Raw genomic sequence first — 26844 nt, 5'->3', positions numbered from 1 at the left:
TTCCTATAACTCGAAAATAGAATCCAGATCATTTTCTGATAGTTCTTTGTAATCAAAGTCACTAGAAGTTACCACAGGATGCGATAGTTTTTTACCTTCTTGTAAAAGATCCTGAAGTATTTGTCTTGTATTTTGTATAATTTTCTCTAGATATAATGAATATCTTTCACAAAAATCGTAGAGTTCTATCGAAATTCTTGAATTGGTTTTATCGACTTCAATTTCTATTAATATTACATCTTTATAACCTAATACAGTATTTCTTTCTAATGTAATTACATTAAAGTTTTTGTAATTATGATCTTTCTTTTCAATAATATTGAAAAATACTTTTGGTTCTTTTTTCTCTCCATTTATAAGTGCACTATTATCTCTATCTTCTAAAGCTTTTCTATATTGATTTCTGATTTCGATAACTGAGTTAAATACACTTAAATCTTTTTTATTACTTGGTGAAAAATAGAAATGACTTGTAAATTGTCCGACGTATTTTTTAGCATCCTCATCACCCAATCTCTCTTTTATAATGGCAAAAACAACTTCTTCTTCCAATTCCTTTTGAACTGCTAAACACATTAATCCTAAAAGCGTTTCTTTATTTTCGCCATTGAGTATTGTTGTTAATTCATCAATATCATTATACGACAGTTCTTCTCTTGTTTTATTTAAAGAGTTCTTACTATTTAAGAGTAGTAGTTCTGATGAATTTGTTCCTTTACTAACAGATACGTTAGCTATAGCATTATATTCTTGACAATCTTTATGATATTGTATAATATTATGGTTTATTACCTTAGCTGGGTTTTCAATGAAATTGTCAATATCAATGATAAGCTTTTGTACTGAAATATCATCTAAAAAAAGTGGGTGTGTAATGAGCGACAATTGTTGCTTCTCTCCTACTTTTACACACAAAAGTAATACGGTATTTTTTTGAAAATCTACAGCATCTTTTATTTCTGACAAAGTGTTAGAAAAATCCTGTTCATTATCTCCTACTACATATTCAACCTTGATTTCATTAGATTGCTGGCTATTTTCCCAATACCCTTTTAAATAATCTTCATGTTCTAAGCCTAATGACGGGTTTTCTCGATTAAGGTATGCTCCAATTTCTTTACATTCCTCAAAGCTTAATGGTTTATTTAAAGAAAGAGTTTGTACTCGAATAGCATCAGCAAAACTTTCTTTATCTAATTTTAAAAATTGTTGTTGATAATTTGAATAACTAAGCTTCAGTTTAGTTACAATTTCCTTACTATCTATCTTAGCTGCAAGATCTTTAATTGTATTATATTGATGTATTTCTTTAATAGATACATCCATTCCTTTTGAACGCATTAAACTTTGAAGACGTATGGCCTTTATAGAATCTCCTCCATAATAAAAGAATCCAAGATCTACACTAATAGCTTCAATTCCTAAAATTGTTCTCCAAATAGATACTAATGTTTTTTCTGTTTCTGTAACAGGAGGAACAATTTTACTTGTTTCTATTCCATTATTAGTATCTGGAGTTGGAAGTGCTTTTCTATCTACTTTATCACTAGCCGTAATTGGAATCTTCTCTAATTGTATAAAGTACGATGGTACCATGTAATTTGGTAAAGCACTAAGCAATTCACTTCTAAGAAAGGTTATATCTAAATTTTCCTTACCTGTAAAATAAGCACATAAGTATTTAGTTCCATTTTCATATTGCCTATCAATTACTGCGACCTCTTTTACTCCTTCAATTTGAAGCATTGCATTTTCTATATCTCCTGGCTCTACACGGAATCCTCTAATTTTCACCATGTGATCTTTACGACTATCAAATACTAAAGTTCCATCTGATTGCCAAAAACCTACATCCCCTGTTTTATATAACTTTTTATAGTCTTCATCTTGAATAAATTCGTACATCGGGTTTTCTACAAATACTTTTGCTGTCTTTTCTTCATCTCTCCAATACCCTTTTCCTACCGCAATACCAGAGATACAAATTTCTCCTATTACCCCTACAGGGCATAAATTCAATTGTTCATCCATGATATACACATGAACATTCTCTAAAGGATAACCTATAGGTATTTGACGATCTTCTTCTACTAATTCTGGAATTACTCTATATAAAGAAACGTCATCAGAAGCTTCTGCTGGTCCATAAGCATTATATAAAGCAATATTAGGATATAACTCAAACCATTTTCTAGCTAATGATGGTTTTAAGGCTTCACCCATAGACAACATCGCTCTAAAATTTGGTAGATCGTGTTCATTTTCATTATTCATAGCATCTAAGAATGCGGTTAATAATGAAGGAACTATTTCCATTAAAGTAATTTTATCTTCCTGTATTTTAGTGTATAAACGTCTAGGATCTAGAATATCATGTTTATCTAAAATACTTATACTTCCTCCAGTGATAAGTGTCAGTAAGAGTTGGACTACAAAAATGTCAGAACTACAAGAGGCTGTTTGTGCCATTATATCGTGTTCATTAATATCTAAATTAGAAATGAGTCCGTACATATGATTCAACATTCCCAACTGGTGTATCATAATTCCCTTAGGAGTTCCTGTAGTTCCAGATGTATAAATAATATACGCTGTTGTATTGTAATGAAAATGAAGTTCTGGGTTTTCAACACTATATTTTGTAAGTTTTCTGTCAAAATCGATATTCTCGCTCGCACTTAAAACTGTTTCTAGTGCTGGTACTTTTTCAAATAAACTATGATAATCTTCTGCTAGTGTTTCTTGAACAATTACATGTTTAGATTCGCTTTGTTTTAAAATTGTTTGTACTCTCGAAATAGGATATTCATGATCTATTGCGACATAACTTGCTCCTGTTTTTAAAACACCTAAAATAGCCGCCAATAATTCTAAATTTCTTTCGAATGCTATTCCTATTACTTCACCTTCTTTTACTCCTAAATCAATTAGATAATTAGCAATTCTATTCGATATTACATTTAATTCTTCATATGTTATGGTAGATGTATTATATTTTGCTGCAATCTTATTTGGATATTTAGCTACTTGCTGTTCAAATAATTCATGATAGCAAATGTCTTTCTCTATTGTTTTTTTAGTATCATTAAATGTATACAGAATTTCATTACGCTCGGTAGCATCTAAAATATCTATTTCACCTATGCTAGTGGTAGGTTCCTCATTGATTTGAGCTATAATTCGTTGAAAATATCCCGCAAATCTTTGAATCGTTTCTTCTTTAAATAATGCTGTACTATATTCAAGGTCAAAATGTAAACCCTCCTCCTTTTCAGTACATATAAAAGTGAGATCCATTTTAGCAACGTCATAACCATAATCTAAAGCTTCTAACTCCAAATTTGGAATTTGAAATTCAATATTATTCATATTCTGCATAATAAAAACAGTATTGAATAATGGGTTTTGATTGACGTTTCTATCTAACTTTAATACATTGACTAAATCTTCATATTGATAATCTTGAGCATCAAACGCTTTTAATGTATTTTCTTTTACTTGATTTAAAAACTCATGTAAGCTTACCTTTGATTTTGGATAGTTACGCAGTGCTAACGTATTCAAGAAAAACCCTACAACACTTTCTATATTTTCAAATGTTCTTCCAGAAGTTACGGTTCCTACAGTTACATCTTCTTGCCCTGATAGTTTCGCTAAAAGAATATTCAAAACTCCTAAAAGTGTTGTAAATAATGTTCCTCCAGTAGTTTTTGTTATATCATATAATCCTTTTGTATGTTCTTTCGGAATTATAAAAGAAATTGTTTTCCCTGTATAATGTCTACTATTTCCTCTAGAGAAATCAGTAGGTAATTTCAAATACTGAGGGTCATCTGAAAACTGATTAATCCAGAATTTCTCTAAGGCATTGTAGCTATCTAATTTTTTGTTTTCAAATTGCCATTCAGCATAATCTTTATATTGAAATGTAGGAATTGATAGTTCTGTATTAGTATACAAATCCATGAATTCCTGAATCAATATTTGCTGTGATACACCGTCAGAAATGATATGATGCATATCTATAACTAATGCCGTTGGTTTTTCTTTTTGAGAAATTACCCCTACTCTAATCAAATGAGGTTCATGAAGATTAAAAGGACGCACAAAATCTTTTACTGTTGGTAAAATTTCGTCTACAGTAGCTACATCAATCTTTTCGACTTGAAATGATACTTCTTTATGAATTTGTTGCACAGGTGTATCATCTACTATATGAAATGATGTTCGTAAAGATTCATGACGAGCAATTAACTTTTTAAAGACCTGTTCAACTTTTTTAATATCTAATGTTCCTTTAACTTGTAAGGCAATAGGAATATTGAAACTATAACCTATATTTTCGGCATCTAACTCATGCAGTATGAATAAACGCTTTTGAGAAGAAGATAAGTTATAATATACTTTTTGAGGTGCTTTAGAAAATTCGATATTAGTTTTTTCCGTTGCCTTTCTAACATTTTCCGAAAGATCTGCTAAACATTGTTGTCTAAAAAAGTCTATTAAAGGAATTTTTATTCCAAACGCTGTATTTACCTTATTCAATAAGGAAGTACTATTTAGAGAATGTCCTCCTAAATCAAAAAAGTTATCTCGTATATCAATCTGTTCAACAGAAATATTTAGTATTTCAGCACAAAACTGAATGATTTTTTCATCAATAACATCTAATGCAATTACTGCTCCGCTTCTTTCTATATTCTTTGTAGGTTCTGGAAGTGCTTTCCTATCAACTTTTCCATTTTGGTTTACAGGAAACTCGTCTAATCTCACAAAAAAAGTAGGGATCATATATGCAGGTAAATCTATTCCCATTTGCTCTTTCACCACTTCCTTATCTATATCCTCTTGAGACACATAATACACACAAAGTTGTTTATCTGTATTATTAGTTCCCATTAGTACTGGAATTGCTAAAAATTCTGCTAACCCTGTATATTTACCAAAACAGCTTTCAATTTCACCAAGTTCTATTCGATGTCCACGTATTTTTACTTGATTATCTTTTCTTCCTAAAAATTCCATATTCCCATCCTCAAACCACCGAGCGGTATCTCCCGTCATATACATTTTACCTCCTGGATTAAAAGGATCGTTGATGAATTTCTTATTAGTTAATGCTTCATCACCAACATAACCAGATGCTAAACACTCACCTCCAATGTAAAGATCTCCTGGAATTCCTATTGGACATGGTTGATGGTATTGATCTAGAATATAATATTTTGCATTTTGTATAGGTTTACCGTATGGAATACTCAACCAATCTTCTTTTACTTCTTTAATTTTAAAGTAATTCGACCATATAGTAGCTTCTGTGGCTCCTCCAAGACTTAATACGTTACAACTACCAAAGTTTTTAGTCAGAATTTCTGGTAGTGCTACAGGAATCCAATCCCCACTTAACATGACTAAACGTAATTTAGAATTATAGGTATCTCGCTCTTGAATTACAGGAATTAATTGCTGCATTGCAGCCGGAGCTGAATCCCAAATGGTAATATCTTCCTCTACAATAATTTTAAGAATATTATCAGGCGTACTTAATTCATCCCTAGTTGCAATTCGGATTGTTGCGCCTGCATCTAAAGCTCCGAAAATATCATATACAGATAAATCAAATCCTAGAGAAGTAACAAATAATAGTTTATCTTTCGACGTTACCCCTTGTTCTCTGTTTACCCAATGTAAAATATTAATTACAGGCTTATGCTTTACAATAACTCCTTTTGGAGTTCCTGTTGATCCAGAAGTAAAAATAATGTAAGCATAATTTTCTGATGTAATATTTGGTTTTGGGTTTAATGAACTGTAATCACTATTAGGAGTTACTTTTATAACATTTTTAGGGATGCCTTCTAGTACTTCTTCATTCTCTGCAATACTAATTACAGTTTTCTCATCTTCATATATATTGATAATTTCAGCAACTCTCTCTGTTTGCGATGGAGATGTTGTAAAATATTTTATTGTTAGAAGCTCTGTCAACGTTTCAATTCTACCATTAGGTAAATACGGTTCTATTGGAACATATATTCCACCTGCTTTTAATACTCCCATTACTGTAGCAATCATTTCTATAGAACGATCCATAGTAATTGCTACATAATCTTGTGGTTTTACTCCTTGCTCTACAAGAGCATGTGCTATTTTATTAGAGAACTCGTTAAGACATTTATAGGTAATTGACTTGTTTTCGCATGTCGCTGCTATTGCCTCTGGTTGATCTAAAACACGACGTTCAAAACATTGATGTATCAACAATGTTTCTTCATATGGAAGATTGGTATCATTAAAATCATAAAGAACTTGATTTCGTTCTTCTTCTCCCATTACATTAATTGCTGCGATGTTTTGTGAAGGGAAATTTGAAACTTCATTAATGATATTTTTCAACATTGCCACCAACTTGGCAATTGTTTCATGACGAAAAAGTTGAGTAGAGTAATCTAAATTACATCTAAAACCATTTTTAGTCTCATACACATGCCAGTTTAGATCAAACATTGCAGTGGTTTTTACAAACCCAATTTCTTCAGTTACTTTTTTGATTCCCTCTACTGCAATTTCACTCTCTTGATTTTCTTCGTTATGATAATCGAACATTACATCAAAGAGTGGATTCCTACTTGTATCTCTTACTTTTACTATTTTATCTACAAGCTCTTCAAATTGATAATCCTGATGTTCAAAAGATTCTAAAGTGTTTGTCCCTAATAATTTCAAAAAGTCTTCAAATACAATATTTCCTTTGGGGTAATTTCTGTGAGCCAATACATTAATAAAGACTCCAGTAGTATTATCTAACCCATCTAAACTTCTTCCTGAACTTGGTGATCCAACAACAATATCTTCTTTACCCGTGATTTTTCTAAGTAATACAAAGTACACTCCCAACATAAAGTTAAATGGTGTAATAGCTAACCTTTTAGCTATCTCCTTTATTTTTTCAGAAGATTCTTTATCAATATTAAAATCAATAGAATTTCCATCAAAACCTTTAACAATAGGTCTTACATAATCTAATGGTAAATCAATAATAGGAAGCTCTCCTTGAAATTTATCTAACCAAAACTGCTCACTCTCTTTAATTTTAGTTTTGAAAACTTCACTGTTTTGCCATTCCGAAAAATCTTTAAAATGAAGTTTCACTTCAGGTAATACTTCTTCATTATAAAGTTTTACAAAGTCTTGTATATATATAGCATTAGAAACTCCATCTGTAATAATATGATGAATATCTAGAATAAAGTAACGTTTCCCATATGCAGTTGTTAAGATAGCTCCTCTCATTAATGGTCCTTCCTCAAGTTTAAAAGGGCGTATCCATTTTGTTATAGTTTCTTTTATATTCTTATCATCACAAGTTATTTCCTCTACTACTATTTCTCCTGAACTAGCGATACGTTGCATAGGATTATCTTCCCAAAGAATAAACGAAGTACGTAAAGCTTCATGTCTTGCTACTAGTTTATTAAGCGCTTCTTGAATTTTAGATTTTTCTATCTGAGGCTCTATGCTGTATATAGAAGTAATGTTATACAACAATGCTTCTTCATTCATCTTTTGTAAAATATACAGACGTTTTTGTGAAGGAGCTAATGGATAATACTCTTTTTCTTCTGTTTTTAAAGTATTAATGTTTTGTTTTGAAACGGTTTCTAAAAGTAAACTTAACGACTTAACACTAGGCGATTTAAAAAGTTTTGAAATAGGAATATTTGTTCCAAATGCACTATTTATTTTTACTAATAATCTAATTGCAGTTAATGAATGTCCACCTAGGTCAAAAAAGCTATCTAAAGTGCTTATTTGATCGTGGTTTAACTTTAAAACATCAGTGAAATGCTGTAGTACCTCTTCTTCTATATCATTAACAGGCTTTACAAAATGTTCTTCATCAGCAGCTTCCAAAAGAGGCATTACATCTTTATCAAATTTCCCATTAATATTGGTTTTAAATGAATCTACCTGAATTATATAGTTAGGTACCATATACGCAGGTAAAGTATCTGAAAGTGCAACTTTAATTGTATTTGCATTAATTTTTTCAGAAGCAATCACATATGCGTAGAGTAGTTTTTCATTTCTTTCACCTCGAATACAAACAAAAGCTTCGTCAATTATATCTTGCTTTATGAGTTGATTTTCTATTTCTCCTAGTTCAACTCTAAACCCTCTTATTTGTACCTGATTGTCTAATCTTCCTATAAATTCCAATTCTCCATCATCTTTCCATTTTGCTAAATCTCCAGTCTTATACATTTTTCCTCCTGAAATCCAAGGATTTTCTATAAACTTCTCTTGTGTAAGTTCTTCTTTATTCCAATATCCTTTTGCTACTCCTTCTCCTCCTACATATATTTCTCCTATTACATTTTGAGGAACTAGTTTTTGAGAACTGTCCATTACATACATTAGAACAGTTGGAAGTGGTTTTCCTATATTTGAAATACTACTAGTCATGTCTGACTTTTTTATTTCTTTATAGGTATTATGTATCGTAGTTTCGGTTATACCGTACATATTTATAAACTTCACATCTGGGTATTGTATATTCCAAAAGTCAAGTTTAGAAAGGTTTAGCTTTTCTCCTCCAAAAATGATTTGTCTTATGTTAAACTGTCTATCTTTCCCTTCGTTCTCAATAAAATATGATAAATTATAAAATGATGACGGGGTTTGATTCAGAATAGTGACTTGCTTCTCAATGAGTAAATCAAGAAATTTATCTGTATTTAAAGCCGTTTCATGAGGTACTATAACTACCTCTCCGCCAAAGAGTAATCCTCCCCATAATTCCCAAACAGAAAAATCAAAAACAAACGTATGGAACATAGTCCAAATATCTTTTTCATTGAAATCAAATTTAGATTGCTCATTAAAAAATAATCTAACTATTTGTTTATGTCCAATTTGCACCCCTTTAGGGACACCTGTAGTTCCTGAAGTGTATAATACATAAGCCAGCTCATCAGCACCTATTTTTTTAGAAAATTCTTGAGGTTTATCTCTAAGTTCTCTTATGTTTATACTTAATTGTTCTTGTGATAATTTGATTTGTGTATATTGATCTGTCAAATACGACACAACCAAAGTCACATTACTGTCATCCAGAATGTAATTCAGTCTATTTTCAGGCAAACTAGGATCTAATGGCACGTAGGCATTTCCTGATTTTAAAATGGCCAAAATCCCAATTATCATCTCTATGGAACGAACACTTAATAATCCTATTAGACTTTCCTGAACTGACGTATGTTCAGTAATATTAAATGCTAAAGTATCAGATAATTCGTCTAACTCTTGATATGTTAATAATTCTCCTTCATAGCTTATTGCTGTTCTATTTGGGTAATTTAATACTGACTTTTTAAACAGTTCAATAATATTAACATCTGTAGGATATTTAATATGATTTGTATTCCAAACATTCAAGATAGTATGCTCTTCTTCTTCTGTCAGATAATTATAGTTTGTGATTATTTGATCTTCTTGAACGCATATATTATTAACAAGTAATTTGAAATGCTCCATAAATCGATCAAGTAAAGAATCACTATAGTAATCACTGTTATAACTCATTAGTAGTTCATAATTTCCAGCTTTACTATTTTCTTGAACTAATAAGTTTAAATCATACTTCCCCCACCCCATATTTACTTCATGGTACTTTAAAGTACATTTTTCATCTACTTCTCTTTCCAGAATATTAGCTTCATATTGAAACAACACGTCAAATAGTGCAGTTCTCGCCATATCTTTTTCTGGATTAAGCTTTTGCACTAACAATTCAAAAGGTAGTGCTTCATGTTTTAAGGAGTTTTTTACATTTGATGCTATCTTTTTAATTAAATCTGAAAAAGTATCATCTTGAGTAACCTTTGTATTAATCGTTAAAAGATTAGCTATTGGACCGATTAATTTTTCGGCACCTTTTAAAGATCTATTTGAAGATACTATACCACAAACTACTTGTTCTTGACGACAATAATTACTTAATAGCAATTTAAAAACCGATAAGAAAAAGTCTTGAGGGTTGTAGTTATTATCTTTAAGAAACTTTTTAACGTTAACATAGTTAACTTCTTCTATTTTTTTACAATTATTTTTATGTAAATAGATATGAATAAGCTCACGTGGCGTGTCATTAAATAAATTTAAAGGCTCAATTCTTTGATGCAATTTTCTCTTCCAAAAAACATATAAATTATGAATAGTAGCTTCTGGAAGTTGTTGTTGCCATTTTGCAAAATTGTAAAAAGAAAGGTTTGTTCTTTCTTCTCTTTCTTCTCTTTCTTCTGAGTTATACTGATCAATTATTCTGTCAACAAATAACGCTATTGATGCTTTATCAAAAACAATACTATGAATAGCAAAAACCAGTAAAAACTTATTTTCACTTGTTATCTCATATAATTTATATCGTATTAATTTACTTTCTGTAAGCGAAAAAGGAATCTCTGTGAATGTTAAAGCTAAATCTTTTGCTTCTTGAAATGTATCTGCTAATTCAACTTGTAATTCTCCTTCTATACTATCTCCAATAACTATTTCTACATCTTGCTCATTTTTCTTAATAAAACTAGTTCTTATTACCTCAATTTCATTAATTGTATTAAGAATGGCTAAGTTTAATTTTGAATGATTAACTTCTCCTTCCAATTCCAATAAAATAGGGACATTGTGATAAGTAGGGCTATCTGTGTATAGATATCCTTTTTCAAAATAATCAATAAACCATAATCGTTCTTGGTGGTATGAAATTTTGATTTTTTCTTTATGCTCCATAAGGTAACAATTTGTAGTTGAGTTGTGGGTTAATTAATAGTGTACTGGCTTGGCCATAGAAACCAAAATCTTTCGCTCTCCTTTAAAAGGATTTCTAGCATGTGAGAAAAGCATATTGTCTAATAGAAGAACATCTCCTTTTTGCCAAGGAAAAGTAATAGTAGCTGATTTGTATGCTTGTTGTAATTCTTTAAAAATTTCTTCATTAATTTCTGTACCATCTCCTAAAGTAGCTCGAAAAGGTAGATCCTCTTTTTCTACTAGGCTAATAAGTCCAGGATTTTGATTTAAAAGATGATAGAAAAAAGAATGATTAAACCATACTTCTCTATCTAAAATAGGATGCTTTTGAAATGCTGGACGATCCCATTTTACACGTAAATGTCCGTCATCTATCCATTCAAAATTCATTTTCTCTTTATTCAATAAATCTTCTACTTCCGATTTATTTTCTGTTTGATATACTTCTTCCCAAGACAATCCGAGCCAGTTTAACATATTGCGTGTATAGCTTATCCCTTTTTCTCTAAAAGTATTAATGGTACTCTCTTGTAATTTTTTTAGCATCTCCATATTATTAGTAATAGGAGTCTCTCCTCCTTCCGAAGGTTCTATAAAACAAAAAAATGCAATTAATAAAGGCCAAGTGGAAGCATATGAAGATTCATTGTGAGGTTTAATTTCCTGATCTGAAGGATAATCTGTTGAAGTGTATACTTTATTGGTAACTTCTGATCTTGGAGAGGTACGTTGTGTATACTTTAGTGTTTCTTCACTTAACGAATGCATTACTGTATAAAAATCCTCTGCCGTAGTAACATTCCAGCCTCTAAAAAGGATTGCTCCATTTTGATGTAACTCCTCTTCTATTAACGATTTATTTTTCTCAAAAAATACTTTTAAATCCTTATCTGCTGCAGGACTAATTACCCGTGGCATTTGAAATCCATTTCCTCCTGTAAGACGTGTTATCTCACAATTTTCAATCGTCTCTAAATTTAATTTTGTTGTTTCCATCCTAGGCTTGGTTTGATTAATACAATAGCTTTTTAGCCTTTACAGGTAAAGGCTTTACAATATTATGGTCTGTGATTAGTTTGATTTATACAAGAAGTGGTAGATCCATTTCTCCAGTTGTTTCGATAAGTACTTCTTCTATCGATTTATCAATATTATGAATAGTTTCATGTAGTAATGCTTCAAAATCATTTACTATTTGTACTAAATAATTACGATCGTACTTTTGTTGATTGTACCTTAATTCAATTCTAAGTCTTTCATCTTCTTCAAAAAAGAAAATACTTAAGTCATAATGATTAGGATCATTCCCTTCATATTTTACCATTTTAACAGAACTATCTATGTTCTCAATCAATTGATATTGATTTTCGAAAGTCATGATGTAAGAGAAAAGCTCATCTCTATATGAGGTCTTGGTTAAAATATCTGCTAAAGGATAATAATGATATGGTATTGTGGCTATTTCGTCATCTGCAACTTGTTCTACCAGCTCCCTAAAAGTCATATCCATTTGTAATTTTACTCTTTTAGGAATTGTATTGATGAAAAGTCCAATCATTCTATCGGCATATTTCATATCTGGTCTTCCTGATACGACTTGTCCAAAAACAATATCATTACTACCTGAAATTTTTGAGATTAGTAACGCCCATACGGTTTGAAGGTAATTATACACAGTACCTTTATTTTGTAAGGCTAACGTTTTTAAAGTTTTAGTGTCAACCTCATCAAAGTAAGATTCTACAATCTTATACTTTTTATCTGTATTAGTGGTAAGTAGCGACTCAAAACTAAAAGGATCTTTAAAATTCTGCAAATAGGTACTCCAAAAATGAGAAGCCTTTTTATCATCTTGCTTACGAAGCCATTTTATATAAAATTTATAAGGTGGGACGGCTTGCATATGATTTTCTAGATTCTTTCCTTCCAATAACAATTGATATATTTTAAAAAGCTCATTAAATAATATCGCTACACTCCATCCGTCTAACAAGATGTGATGATAGTAGAACCCTAATCTATAGCTCTTATCTGATAATTTTACTAGATTTAAACGAATATTAGGGGTTACTCCAACAATAGTATTAATAGCTTCTCTTCCTTGCTCATCTATATCTTTTAAAAATTCCTGATAAGATTCAAATATTTCGTTTATTTCCCAATAAGGAATAGTTACAGATTGACTCTTTTTTACAAACTGTAGTGTTTGATCTATGGTCAAAGTAGCATTAAAAATTGTCCTTAAACTATCATGACGCTGTATTAAAGATTGATAGGCTTTTTCTAAAACTACTCGATCAATTTCTCCTTCTAGAAAAACACTTGAATTGACCACATAGCTATATACATCATTATTATTCGTAAAGTGATATAATATTCCTTCTTGTGTTGGGCTCAATTCATAGACATCATCAATTTTATCTTGCTCAGCTAAAACTTGATCTAATTTTTCCATTTCCATTTCCCTAAAAGTAAAATCAGAAGGCGTTCTAAGTTCATGAGTTATCCCTTTTAATTCTAGTTCTATATTTTCAATAGTACTGACAATTTCCTGTAATAACGTTTCTATTTGGTCTTCAGAAAAAAGTTCTGGAATAAAGTCTATTGTTATAGATAATTCATCATCACTTTCTAAAATGGAAAATATCTCTAAAACTTGAGCTATTTTTCTCTCTGGGTCATACCATCTTCCTAATTGATCTGTTGTTACTTTAAAATATTCTGTTTTAGTTAGAGATGAGAAATCTCCCATATGATTAAAGCTAACTTCTGGAATACTTTTTAATGTTGTTTCCTTTTGAAGATATTTAAGAATTCCGTACCCTCCTCCATTATTAGGTACTTTACTAAGAGCGTCTTTTACTGTCCTAAGGTATTGTATAATAGAGTTAGTATTCTTAGGAAGAATAACAGGATATAAAGATGTAAACCACCCCACTATTCTACTCACATCTATATTTGGACCAAATTCTGTTCTCCCATGCCCTTCTAGATATAATTCTAACTGCTCAATATTGAAAAGCTGCTTCATTACTATACCTAATGTAGCTACTAGTACTTCATTGGTATTGGTATATGCATGCTTGTTAATATAGTCGATTTGTTTGACAATAGTTTTTGGAAGTAAACTTGTTTTTCTTTTAAAATCCTTGTGTTTGTATGTTTTATCTTTTGTATTAAATACTTTTTTAGGGTTACTAAAACTCTTCTTCCAATACGACAATTCAGAAGTAAAAGCCCCTAAAGCTACTTGCTGATGTATGGTTTGCAAATAATGACCAAAAGATTGAGAGTTTATAGACAACTCTAAAACTTCTTTCTTTTCAAATTTCGAAAATAGTTGTTGAATATCTTCTAATAGAATTCTCCACGAAACACCATCTATAATTAAATGATGCATAACTATTAAAAGTACATTTTTTTCAGCTGATTGAACATAATTAAAAATTGCTAATGGACCTTTTTCAATATCTAACCCACCATGTATTTCATCAAGTATTGTTTTAATAATTGTCTCAAAATTTTCAGAGTCATTTACTATATCATGATTCAATATATAATTGAACTCCTTTTCAGAGAAAATCATTTCTATCTCCTTACTTTCATTATTTGTTTTAAAAGTGGTTCTAAATACATCATGCTGATTTACTAATACTCTAACTATCTGTTCTATAACAGCAACATCAATTATCGATGTTAACTCTAAAATTATGGCTTGATTATATTGATTTAAGGAATTAGTATCTGTTACTAGAAAATGATTCTGAATACCATTCCCCTTAATTTGCCCTATAAAAGGTTCATAACTTCTTTTCTCTATTTTATTTTTTAGAATCAGTGATAATTCCTGAAGTATAGGTGTTTCTAAAATATCTCGTATACTAACTTCATAACCCTCTTTTCTAAGAAGTGACAATACTCGGATTGCTTTTATAGAATCTCCTCCTATTTGGGAAAAATTGTCTTGGGGACTTACAATTTCACGTTGCAATACTTCTTTACATATTTCTAAGACTGTCCTCAACACATTATCATTTACTGGAAATTCTTCTTGATGTATTTGATTATTTTCAACTATTCGAAGTGTATTTAATTTGGCCTTATCAATTTTCCCATTATGAGTTAGTGGAATTTCTTCTAATATATGAAAGCGGTAAGGAATCATATAACTAGGTAGTCTCTCTTCCAAAAACTGATGCAAAAATGCTTCTTCTAAATCCTTGCTCCCAGAACAAAATGCTTCTAAAGAGCTTACTTCATTAGCATCTTTAAATAATAATACTTTGGCATTGTTTATCTTTTCATGTTGTAATAAACAACTTTCAATTTCACCTAACTCTATTCTGTATCCCCGTACTTTTACTTGTGTATCTTTTCTTCCAAAAAATAAAAGATCTCCATTGTCCTTCCATTTAGCTAAATCTCCTGTTTTATATAATTTTCCAAAACCAAAAGGATTGTCTATAAAACTTTCAGATGTAAGTGTTGGTTTATTAAGGTATTTTTCTGCGACATTTGCTCCTCCTATATATAATTCTCCAACCATTCCTACAGGTTGTATTTGCAAATCACTATTTAACACATAAAATTTTGTATTAGCAATAGGTTTTCCAATAGGTACTTCAATTACATTGTTTTCTTTAGGGCAATCATAATAAGATACATGAACAGAAGCCTCTGTAGGTCCATATAAATTAGAAATAACAACAGCATTATTTTTGAATGTATTATTAAAACTATTAATATCATTCGGTTTTAAAGCTTCACCACTAGCTACAATTCTTTTCAATGAATCTACTCTTTTGTTCAAATCAAACGATGAAACATATTCGGTAAATGTTCTAAGTAAAGTAGGAACCATAAAAAGATTTGTAATTTTATAGTTCTCTATGTATTCTAATAAAACATCTATTTCTTTTTCTTTTTTTGGAGGTAAAATACATAATGATCCACCTCCTAATATTCCCCAAAAAAGTTCCCATAAAGAAACATCAAATACTATAGGAGTTTTTAATAAAAACACATCTGTTTCACTTACTTGATATGTTTTTTGAGCCCAAAATAACCCATTCATTAAAGATGAGTGATATACTCTAACTCCTTTTGGTTTTCCTGTAGAACCTGATGTATAAATAATATATGCTGGTGTTTCAAGACTTTTAAAAGATGTAAAAGCTGCATATGGTGCTTGTAAAAGTGTTTCTACAGATACATTTATTTTATTTCCGTTAAACGATTTTGGTAGTTTTGAAGTTAGTTTTGATTCTAATACTATATAATTAGTATTACTATCTTCTAAAATGTAATTTACTCTTTCTTCAGGAAAATCAGGATCAATAGGTAAGTAAACACCTCCAGCCTTGAATATAGCATAAATACTGATCAGTAATTCGTATGATCGCTCCATAAATACGCCAACTACTGTCTTTTCTTTAACTCCTTTGTCCTTTAACTCTTGTGCTAAAGTTGATGAAGCATGATCAAGTTCCTGATAAGTAAGTGTTGTATTTTGATAATATAATGCTACAGAATTAGGATGCGTTTTAGCTCGTTTCTCCAGAACTTCATGAATAGTTGCAATTGAATCAAATGAATAATCTGAAGCATTAAATTTTTGCAGTAATTGCTTTTCTTCTTCATTTAATAAATCAATACTTCGTATAGTTCTTGTCTTATTTAATTCTGTAATATTTTCAAGTATACCTATTAAGTGCTTAGCTATTTTTGAGATACTTTGCCTTGTAAAATATTGTTTTTTATATGAAAAGTGTAATGCTTTTTCTAGATCAAAAGGAAGTACAGCGAGCGTAATATCATAATTATTATTTTCATGAATTTCACTAGATTTTACTGTTAATCCTTGTTCATGAGAAGTAATTGATAATGGATAATTCTCAATAACACATAAAGAGTTAAATAATGCTGTATTAGTCTCTTTATCTAAACTACTTTTAATTTCTTGTAAAGAGGTAAATTCATATTCTCTTACGTTTAAATTATAATTATGTACCGATACTAAAAAATCGGCTATTGATTGATTATCGTCTATTACTAAATGAAAAGGTAACGTATTAATGAAAAGTCCTATAGCTTGTTCTATATTAGGAATTTCATCTGTTCTTCCTGAAGTAGTCGTTCCAAAGGTTATAGCAGCGTCTTCAGACGCTTTATATAATAAAATGGCCCAAGCAGCATAAAATATGGATGCTGAAGATACCTTATATTCCTTTGCACAAAGACGTATTTTATCCATTAATCCTTCTGTCAGGGCTTGTGCATACTTTTCAGTCCCCTCATTTTTTAACGCTTCCATATATGGAAGAGAAAGACTTGAAGAGTATGTAGATAATTTTCCCCTCCAAAAAGCAACTTTCTTTTCTGTAGGTTGTTTTTGTAGAATACCCAAATATTTTTTTATTACTCCTCTAGTAACTGTATTAGGTAAAATTGAATTTCCTTCTAGTAAAAGATGATATTTTTGAAGCAATTCTTTTAGTAAAACTCCAAAACTCCAACCATCAAAAAGAATATGATGAAAACTAAATATAAATGTATGTAATTTCTCCGAATGAGAGATAAACAGCATTCTGTATGGAGCTGTTTCTATATTTATTCCTTCTTTAGCATCTTCAATACGTATATAAGTACTATTATTCTGATCTTTTATGAATCTCAGGTCAGGTTCGTAATTTTTTAAAATCACCTGTAACGGTTTTTTTAAATTTTCCCAACGAAAAACTATTCGTAATGCCTCATGCTCTTGAACCATTAACTTAAAAGCTTGCTTCATTACAGAAACATCTAACACTCCTGTAACACTAAGCTCTGTTTGTTGGAAATATTCTCCTGAATTTTTACTGTATAAGTAATGAAATAATATTCCTTCTTGTACTGGAGATAATGGAAGAATATCAACAACATTTTCCTTTTCAAGTTTATTATTCATGATAATAGATACTTAATTAAGTTTATTCACTTCGTAAAGACGAAACTAAATTGGAAGAAATTACTTTAAATACCTGAGAACTTATCGTTAAAAAGGTAATGATTATAAGAATTGTAAGAGGTATCAAAAAGTGCAAGATATTAAGGCTTATCCTATATGGAAATTCTGCCAACCATTCCCTTAATACAAATATTTGGATAGGCAACCCGATAAGGAAAGAGATTCCTACTAGATAAAGCGTACCTTTTAAGAAAATCCATAAGATTGACCACCTGTCAGCACCTAATACTTTATACATAGCAATGTCTTTTCTGCGTTGCTTTACTTGATGTACAATTGCACCTAACAATCCTAAAACAGCAATAATAATCGCCAAAGCAGAGTAAAATCTTAATATTTGCCACGCCTTATTATCTTTTACATAATTAGCATCAAAATACTTATCTAAGAAAAAGTAATTGAATGGGTTTCCTGGAAATAAAGTATTCCACTCCTCTTCTATTCTATCAATGGTTGCTGGCAAATTATTTTTATTCACTTTGAAACAATAGTAACCTGGCCAACTACTTTGATAAAACAAATAAGGGGCTGTTTCTTTTTTCAAAGATTCTTGATGAAAATCATCAACTACACCAATAATTTTCTTTTTGCCTCCAAACAAAATTTGCTTATCAATAGCTTCCTCTGGAGTAAATCCTAGCTTTACTGCTAATTTTTTATTAATAATAACCGCCTCTTGATAGTCAGCTAAACGTGTTTTGTCAAAATGTCTCCCTGATAAAAGTTTTATTTTAAAGAAATCTATAAAATTGAAGCTAATACTATTCATATACGTTTCATAAACCTCGTCACTTCCCTCCATTTTTATCATATCAAATTTTTCATATATCCCTCCAGGAACATAATCAGCAAAACTTAAATCTGTTACTTCTGGTATACGATCTATAGCATTTTTTAATATTCCATACGTATGCCTATGTGTAATATTTTCCTTTAAAATTACTGGCTCTCTTGCTACAAGAACATCTTCTTTATCAAAACCAAGATCATGGTCTTTCATGAATTCTATTTGATTATAAGAAACTAAAGAAAAAATAATCAATAAACACGAAATTGTGTATTGCAGTATTGTCAATAATTTAATTACTCGAATTCCACTATGACTAACTTTTGATCTTCCACGTAAAACTTCACTTATCTTAAAAGAGAAACTTAAAATTGCTGGATATATTCCAGATACAATTGTAGTTATTACAATAATAGCAGCTAAATATCCCCAAAACCAAGAAGAAGTTACTAAACTATATTCAAAAGTAAGTCCATAGAATGCTGAGAATGTTGGAAAAAGTAATAATGCAAGTATCGCTCCGATCAATGTACTAATAAAAATAAATACAAAAGACTCTACAAGAAACATTCTAATTATTGTTTGTTTTCCTGCACCTAAAACACGATTAATTCCAACCGTCCTTGATTTTTCTACAGCTTGTGAAGATGCAAAATTAAAATAATTAAACATGGCAAATAGAATAATTATAATTGCCGTAAGTACAAAAAACGGAATATAATATCCATGACCGTTTCTTTTGAAATCTAATAATAAATCTGTGTACAAACGAATTTCATTGATCGGAGTTAAAAACATCTTCTCTCGAATCCTAGTTTTTGTATATAAATCATCTGCATACCTCACATTGATCATTTCATTTACTTTATTAGTAAAAGCTTCTTGATTAGTTCCATCTTTTAGTTTAATATAAGTGTAAAAACCGTGTGAGCCCCAATCATCTGTAAACGAAGTCCCTATTTTACGTAATGGCAATAATATTTCAAAGTCAAAATGAGATTTATTCCCACGATTTTTAAAAACACCTGTTACTTTATGCACACCATGTTCCTTCACTTGTATTTCTTTTCCTATTGGGTTTTCATTCCCAAAATATTTTACGGCAATTTCTTCAGATATAATTGCATTATTCCCTCCAACCAAACATGTCTCAGCATTTCCAATAGTCATTTCACAGAACATATTAGGAAAACTTTCATCTACATTATAAATCTTACTTTCATGGAATTCTTTATCTCCAAACTTTACTACTATATTATAATTTCCCCACATCCTTGCATACTCCTTAATTTCTGGAAATTCATTTTTCAAGGCTTGAGCAACAGGAAACTGAACCATAGAGTTTTTTACAACGTTTTCATTATTAATAAAATTGATTCCAATTCTATAAATGTTATCGCCATCAGTATAAAAATTATCGCTTTCTTTTTCAAATTTTATATAGGATACAATCAATAAGAAAGCTGCGATACCTATTGAAAATCCAAAAATATTGATTAAAGAGGAGAGTTTATTCCTCTTTAAATTTCTTAAGGCATAAATAAAGGCTGTGTAAATCATTATATAGGTTGTATGTAGTTAATTAATTAAAAAAGTACATCTAAATCAGTACTATCTATCCCCGCCATTTTAAAATCCGAAGGTGTAAAATGTACTGTATTCTCTTCTTTTATATGGGTTAAAATTTTATGTAAATTATTTATTACGTTTTGGCTAAGCACTTTCATATCATCATAAGAAAACATACTATTATCATAGTTCATAGTAATTGTTAATTCATCCTCAAATACCATTGCATTAACTTCTAATTTAAGACCAAAATTATTACGAGAATCTGATTCCAAACCTAGGTTAAAAGGTGTCATTGAAAACAATTCATTATTTACTTCTTTTCCAAATTGTCCTAAATAATTAAACCGTACTTCTGGATTAAATTTATATTTTTTGAATTTCTTAAGTACTCCATATGAAATTCCTCCGTCACTTATTGACTTAATAGTATCCTTAACACTTTTAATTTGATCAGCAATTATCTCATTCTCTATTTGAAATAACAATGGATACAGTGAAGTAAACCAACCTAGAGTTCTAGAAACATCCAGATCATTTATATTTCTACCATGGTGTTCCATTTCTAAAACTATTTGTTCTTTTCCTGTCCAATCATATAATGTTTTTACCAATGCAGTTACTAATAATATTTCTACTGTTGTATTGTATATTGAGTGTGCATCTTTCAGTAAAAACATAGTGTATTCGGAATCTAATACTGATTGTATAGTTTTTACTTCTGGAGTAATTTCTATATTAGAAATATGCTTTTGGAAAATAGAAGTATTATTTAATATTTGTTTACTCCAGAATACTTCTTCTTCATTTGTATATTGATCAACTAAAGCAGTAAACTCATTCGTATAAGTCATGAGTGATGCTGTTTTTTTAGATAATTCAATCTCTTTTTTATTTATTTCTGCTTCGTACACTTTTTTGAAATCCTCTAGTAAAATTCGCCAAGAAATACCATCAACAACCAAATGATGTGCTGTTAAAAATAGAGTTTCTTTTTCTTTCGATTTAATAATAGCTCCTTTGATAAGTAACGTCTTCTCTATTTCAAATGAAGCTTTTATTTCTTCAAATATTTTTTCGAGTGGTCTATTATTTGCAAATGTCTCAACTGTGTAAGTTTCAATAGTAATTTTTTCATTTAAAAAATCATTATTAAAATACATTTTTAATTGTTCTCTATCTAAATTCAATCGCAAACCATCGTGATGTGAAACTAAAAGTTCTAAAGTTTTTTCTACTCTTTGTTTATCTATAGGTTGATAGAACTCTAGCAATACCGACTGATTGTAAAAATTAGGATTTATCAACTTTTTTTCAAAGAACCACTCTTGAATTGGAGATAAATTTAAATATCCAGATACTATACCTTGTTCATATTCATTTTTAACTCTAGTTATAGCAACGTTAGTTAGTATATCAGTAATAGTTTGGTAATTTAAAATATCTTTTACTTTAAGTACTACATTAGCCTTTCGTAATAATGAAGTAATTTGAACCGCCTTAATGGAATCACCTCCTAACTCTATGAAGTTATCATTAATACTTATATTTTTCTGTGAAAAAATATTTTCCCAAGCAGATAACATTATACCCTCCAACTCAGTTTTTGGCAATGTATTCTCTTCTAATTTTTGCGTATTTTTTGGTTTAGGTAATTGTTCATAATCAACTTTTCCATTTTTAGTAAGTGGAATTGTATTGATTGTCATTATATGTCTAGGTAACATATAATTCGGGAGTTTTTGTCTCAGAAATGTTTTCAATTCTACCGTTAAAGTATCAAGCAATGTATTTGTATTTTCATCTATACATACATATGCTACTAGATAAACCTGATCACTATTTTCTATAACCGTGACTAAGGCTTTATCAACTTCTTGATATTGTACTAATACTTTTTCAATCTCTTCTAACTCAATACGATGTCCATTAATCTTTATTTGTTGATCGATTCTCCCTGCATATTCAATATTTCCGTTATCTAATCTTTTTGCTAAATCACCTGTAGAATACATTCTTTGCCCTTTATTAAAAGGGTTTTCTATATATTTCTTTTCTGTAAGTTCTGGTCGGTATAAATAACCTCTAGCCAAACAATCTCCTGAAACATATAGTTCTCCTATACTTCCTTTTGGTAATGGATTCTTATCTCGATCGAGTATATATACTTGTGAATTTGCTACAGGTATACCTACAGGAACTCTTGTTCTTTCATCATTGGGATTATATTCATAAATCATACAACCAATAGTTGCCTCAGTAGGCCCATATTCATTATAGATTTTAACATTATTTACCTTGAATAAATTATATAACTCAACTGCTAACTCTTGAGTAAAATCCTCACCTCCTACAATAATTCTTTCAATACTACTCTCATCATCTTTCAATAAACTTTTCATTAGTTTTAAATGAGAAGGTGTTGCTTTAATAATTTGAACTTTATTAGACGCTACTACATCTTCAAGTGCAAATGTATTAGCATAAGTATAAATAGTATTCCCACTAATTAGTGGTACGAAAATAGACGTTAAAGTAAGATCAAATGCAATAGATGTATATAATGGAAAATCCATTTCCCTTCCATTCAAATATGTTTTACTCCCCCAGCATACATAATTTACAATAGCTTTATGTTCTACCATAACTCCTTTAGGATTTCCAGTAGTTCCTGAAGTATAAATGATATAAGCTAATGTATTTGGAGTACTATTCTCTTTAATTACATCTACTTCCTCTCCATAATACTCTTTACGAGTTACATCTAACACCTCTATTTCATATCCCAAATTAAAGACACTTTCTTTCTCCTCTTTCGTGTTGATTAAAACATGCTTGCTTTGACTATCTTTAATTATATACTCTATACGTTCTTGAGGATATTCTTTCTCTATTGGAAGGTAACAACCATTTGATTTTAAAATTGCAAGTATCGATATAATCAATTCTGGGCTTCTGTCCATTATTACTGCAACGGGCTTCTCTACACTTACTCCTTTCTCACGGAGTATATAGGCCAGCTGTTCAGACTTCTTATCAAGATCTGCATAGGTTAATTGTTCTCCTTTCTCAGATTCTACTGCTATTGTGTGTGGTGTTTTAACAACTTGCTCTCGAATGAGTTGATGCAATGTCTTGTCTTTAGGATATACTGATTCAGTAGCATTAAAATCTACTATTAGTTCTTTAAACTCACTTGAATTTAAAAGCGATAATTCAGCTATTTTCTTCTGAGGTTCGTCTATAATTTTTCTAAGAATCTGTTGATAAAGTTTTCCAATTCTTTTAATAGATGATTCTTTAAATAAAACTGTTGCATATTCTATATAATACGCTATTGTTTCTTCTTGGTCAAATACTTCTACAGAAATATCATACTTAGCGAACTTTGGATCAAAGAAAAAACGTTCTACTTTAAACTTATCACTCACCTCTAATTCCATGTTTTGATATAAAAACATAGTATCGAAAAGTGAATTTCTACTAAAGTTTCGCTTCTCTTCCACAATATCTACTAAATCTCGAAAACTATATTCTTGATGCTGGACTGCCTCTTTTATTGTATGAAATGTTTGCTGTAAAAACTCATTAAGTGTTTGATCACTATTCACTCTATGACGCGTTGCCAAGTTATTAACAAACATTCCTAACATTTCCTGAGTTTGATCGTGATTTCTATTAGCTACTGGAACACCAATTACAGTTTCTTCTTCATTTGTCAACTTTGCTAATAAAACAGCATAGGCTCCTAACATTAATGTGAAAAGAGTACTATTAGATTTCTCTGCTTTTTTTCTCAGTTTTTTAGATAGTTCAGCTGGCAATTTGAAAGCCAGCTTAGCTCCTTCATAACTTAAAATCGATGGACGATTGAAATCTGTTGGTAAGCTTAATAACGGAACTTCTTTACTAAATAAATCTGTCCAATATCTTTTTTGACTTAATAACCTTTCTGTTTTCTTATTTTCAGAATTCCAATTTACATAATCTTTATATTGTACCGTAAGGTTTGGTAATATTCCTCCTTGGTAATATGTGAATACTTCCTTTAGAAAAAGACTTATACTAACTCCATCTGCAATGCTATGATGCATATCTACAAACAAAAAGTATTCTGTATCTGTTACATGCAAAAGAGCTATTCTTAATAAAGGTCCAGTATTAAGGTTAAATGAACGTACCTCTTCCTGCAAAAGTTTCTCTATTGAACTCTCCCCTACAAATTTATTTGTTACTGAAATATTAAGTTCTGGGAGAATTCTTTGAGAAACAGTTTCATTTTCATGAATAAATACTGTTCTTAAAATTTCATGTCGTGCAATTATTGCCTGGATACTCTTTTCTAATTGATTTACATCTAATTGTTCCGTTAATTGGAATGCTATAGGAATATTATAAGCTATTGAACTTGGATCCATCTCCCATATGTAATACAACTGCTCTTGAGTAGGAGTAACAGTATAAGCTTCTTTATGAGAAATGTTTTCTATATTACGATATGTTGTTTTCTTTTGTTTTGAAAGTAACTCTGCTAATTCTCTTATTGTTTGTTTATCATACAATATATCAAAATCTAATTCCACTGAAAATTGACGATGAATTTTAGATAAAACTTGTGCTGCTTTTAATGAGTTTCCTCCTAAATCAAAGAATTTTTCCGTAACACCAAATGACTTTTTATTTAATACATTACTCCAAATTAAATATAAATTCTCTTCTATTTTATTCTGTGGTGAAAAGTAGTTTTGTACTTTAGGTAGAGTTTCTGACAATTGTTCTAATTGCTCTATAGCTTTTTGGAAGTAACCTTCTTCATAATATTGAATCATTCTGTAACGTTGAACTTTCCCACTAGTTGTTCTTGGAATATCCTTAACTGGAATGATATGATCAATTTCAAAACCGAAATGATGGTTAATATGTGTTGCTAAAGATTGTTTTATCGGTATAAATTTCTCAATAGCTCCTCTATGGAAAACAAATGCAAATGTTTCTTCTCTTTGCAATTTAGAGTTAAACTTTCCTCCTATCACTATCTTATTCAACTCAATAGCTTCCAATTCCTGAGCAACCAACTCTATATCATGAGGATAATAATTCTGCCCGTTTAGGAAAATAATATCTTTACTTCTTCCTATTACATATAAACATCCTTCTTTTACAAAACCAATATCTCCCGTTCTTAACCATTCTCCAAATGTTATGTTTTGAGTAGCAGTTTCATTATTATAATAACCCGAGGTAACATTATCTCCTTTTATATGAATATGCCCAACATGCATTTCTTCCAAAGAATCCCCGTCATCATTAGTAATCTCTATTTCACAATCATTAATAACTTTTCCAACATTCACAAAAGAGATTATATTTTTCTCCGCAGCTGATGTTACAACAATTTTATCTCCTACTTTTAAATGATCCCTTGAAAGTGAATGTGAAATGATAGGAGTTAATAAATCTGAAATAGTAACAGCTAAACTTGCTTCTGCTAAACCGTATACTGGACGCATTACAAATCTATGTAACCCATAAATAGCTGTCTTATCCATAAACTCATTTGCCAATGCTTCCGAAATAGGTTCTGCTCCATTATATAGTAAACGAACACATGATAAATCCCAATTATAATTACCAACGTCTAGGCAATTTTTAATCGTATACTTATATCCGAAATTTGGAGAACATAAAATTGTAACACGATGTTTATCTGCTTGCTCCAGCCATATTTTAGGTCTACGAACGAATACATTTGTTGGAATTAAATATTGATTCATTCCTTTAAAAATCGGATTTAAATGAAACCCAATCATTCCCATATCGTGTGTTAATGGCATCCAACTCAACATACTATCTTCCTCAGTATAGTTAGCTGCTGCAGCAATTGCTGCAATATTGGTAATCAAATTTTTATGTGTAAGTGTTATTCCTTTTGGGTTTCCAGTAGAGCCTGAGGAAAATTGAATAAAAGCAATATCATTAGGTTCAGCATTATACACTTCTCCTTTTTCATTTTTTTCATGAACAATAGACACATCTATTGTTCTCTCTTTTATTACTAAAAACTGTTGATGTAAATTATTGGATTCCGCATATGTTTCAATCTTAGCTAAACTTTCTTGCGAGCTAATAACATATGGAGTTTTTAAATAACCCCAAATTGTAAAAAGTTTCTTTTTATGCTCTTCTTTTAATGCTACCGTTATTGGCACTGGAATGATTCCACCCAGTATACATGCCCAAAAGGTTATAAGGAATGTTTTATTATCTTTTATCTGAAATACTAACTCATTTCCTGGCAACACCCCTTGCCTTCTAAGCCCTCCCAACACAAACAAAGCGTTCTTGTACAACTCTTTATATGAAATAAATTCTTCATCATCTCCTTTATCGATAAAGAATATCCCTTTATTTTCAAGTTGTCTTCTTTCTTTAATTATATGAATAAGTGTCTGATACATGTTACATTTTTTTCCCATTTTATAATTTCTTTCTCTTCATTATATGGGTAATAAGGGTATTATCTTTTTTGAGTTCTTTTGATATTCTTCTTTGAATTTTATGAAATAATAATCTACTATTTTAAACTTTTAAATCGTGTTATAATTTTATAAGAGCATATTATAAACACACCTTTATTTACTTATAAAACCTAAAAAATAGTTATAACTAG

The 26844-nt window shown here is 30.2% G+C and carries 5 protein-coding genes; all 5 read right to left on the bottom strand.

The window, feature by feature from the left end; translation table 11 throughout:
- Positions 1-3 precede the first annotated feature (3 nt).
- Positions 4-10791, bottom strand: coding sequence for a non-ribosomal peptide synthetase (locus BVC87_RS11390; protein WP_075342505.1), 10788 nt, complete (start codon positions 10789-10791; stop codon positions 4-6).
- Positions 10792-10824: 33 nt separating this feature from the next.
- Positions 10825-11808, bottom strand: a complete 984-nt coding sequence (locus BVC87_RS11385) for a TauD/TfdA family dioxygenase (RefSeq protein WP_075342504.1) — start codon at positions 11806-11808, stop codon at positions 10825-10827.
- A gap of 85 nt (positions 11809-11893) precedes the next feature.
- Entirely contained in the window at positions 11894-17758 is a 5865-nt protein-coding gene (locus tag BVC87_RS11380; RefSeq protein WP_075342503.1) for a non-ribosomal peptide synthetase, read from the bottom strand.
- 22 nt (positions 17759-17780) lie between these two features.
- Positions 17781-20165 (bottom strand): ABC transporter permease, encoded by a 2385-nt coding sequence (locus BVC87_RS11375; RefSeq protein WP_075342502.1) that lies wholly within the window; start codon positions 20163-20165, stop codon positions 17781-17783.
- 26 nt (positions 20166-20191) lie between these two features.
- Positions 20192-26632 (bottom strand): non-ribosomal peptide synthetase, encoded by a 6441-nt coding sequence (locus tag BVC87_RS11370; protein WP_159439350.1) that lies wholly within the window; start codon positions 26630-26632, stop codon positions 20192-20194.
- Between the last annotated feature and the right edge of the window lie 212 nt (positions 26633-26844).

It is taken from the genome of Tenacibaculum agarivorans, from assembly GCF_001936575.1.
GTDB lineage: Bacteria > Bacteroidota > Bacteroidia > Flavobacteriales > Flavobacteriaceae > Polaribacter > Polaribacter agarivorans.
This window is presented reverse-complemented; position numbering and strand designations above follow the sequence as displayed.

Bases quoted from the DNA above. Each gene is read 5' to 3' on its own strand.
- BVC87_RS11390 (WP_075342505.1), bottom strand. From the start codon at position 10,791: ATGGAGCATAAAGAAAAAATCAAAATTTCATACCACCAAGAACGATTA.
- BVC87_RS11385 (WP_075342504.1), bottom strand. From the start codon at position 11,808: ATGGAAACAACAAAATTAAATTTAGAGACGATTGAAAATTGTGAGATA.
- BVC87_RS11380 (WP_075342503.1), bottom strand. From the start codon at position 17,758: ATGAATAATAAACTTGAAAAGGAAAATGTTGTTGATATTCTTCCATTA.
- BVC87_RS11375 (WP_075342502.1), bottom strand. From the start codon at position 20,165: ATGATTTACACAGCCTTTATTTATGCCTTAAGAAATTTAAAGAGGAAT.
- BVC87_RS11370 (WP_159439350.1), bottom strand. From the start codon at position 26,632: ATGTATCAGACACTTATTCATATAATTAAAGAAAGAAGACAACTTGAA.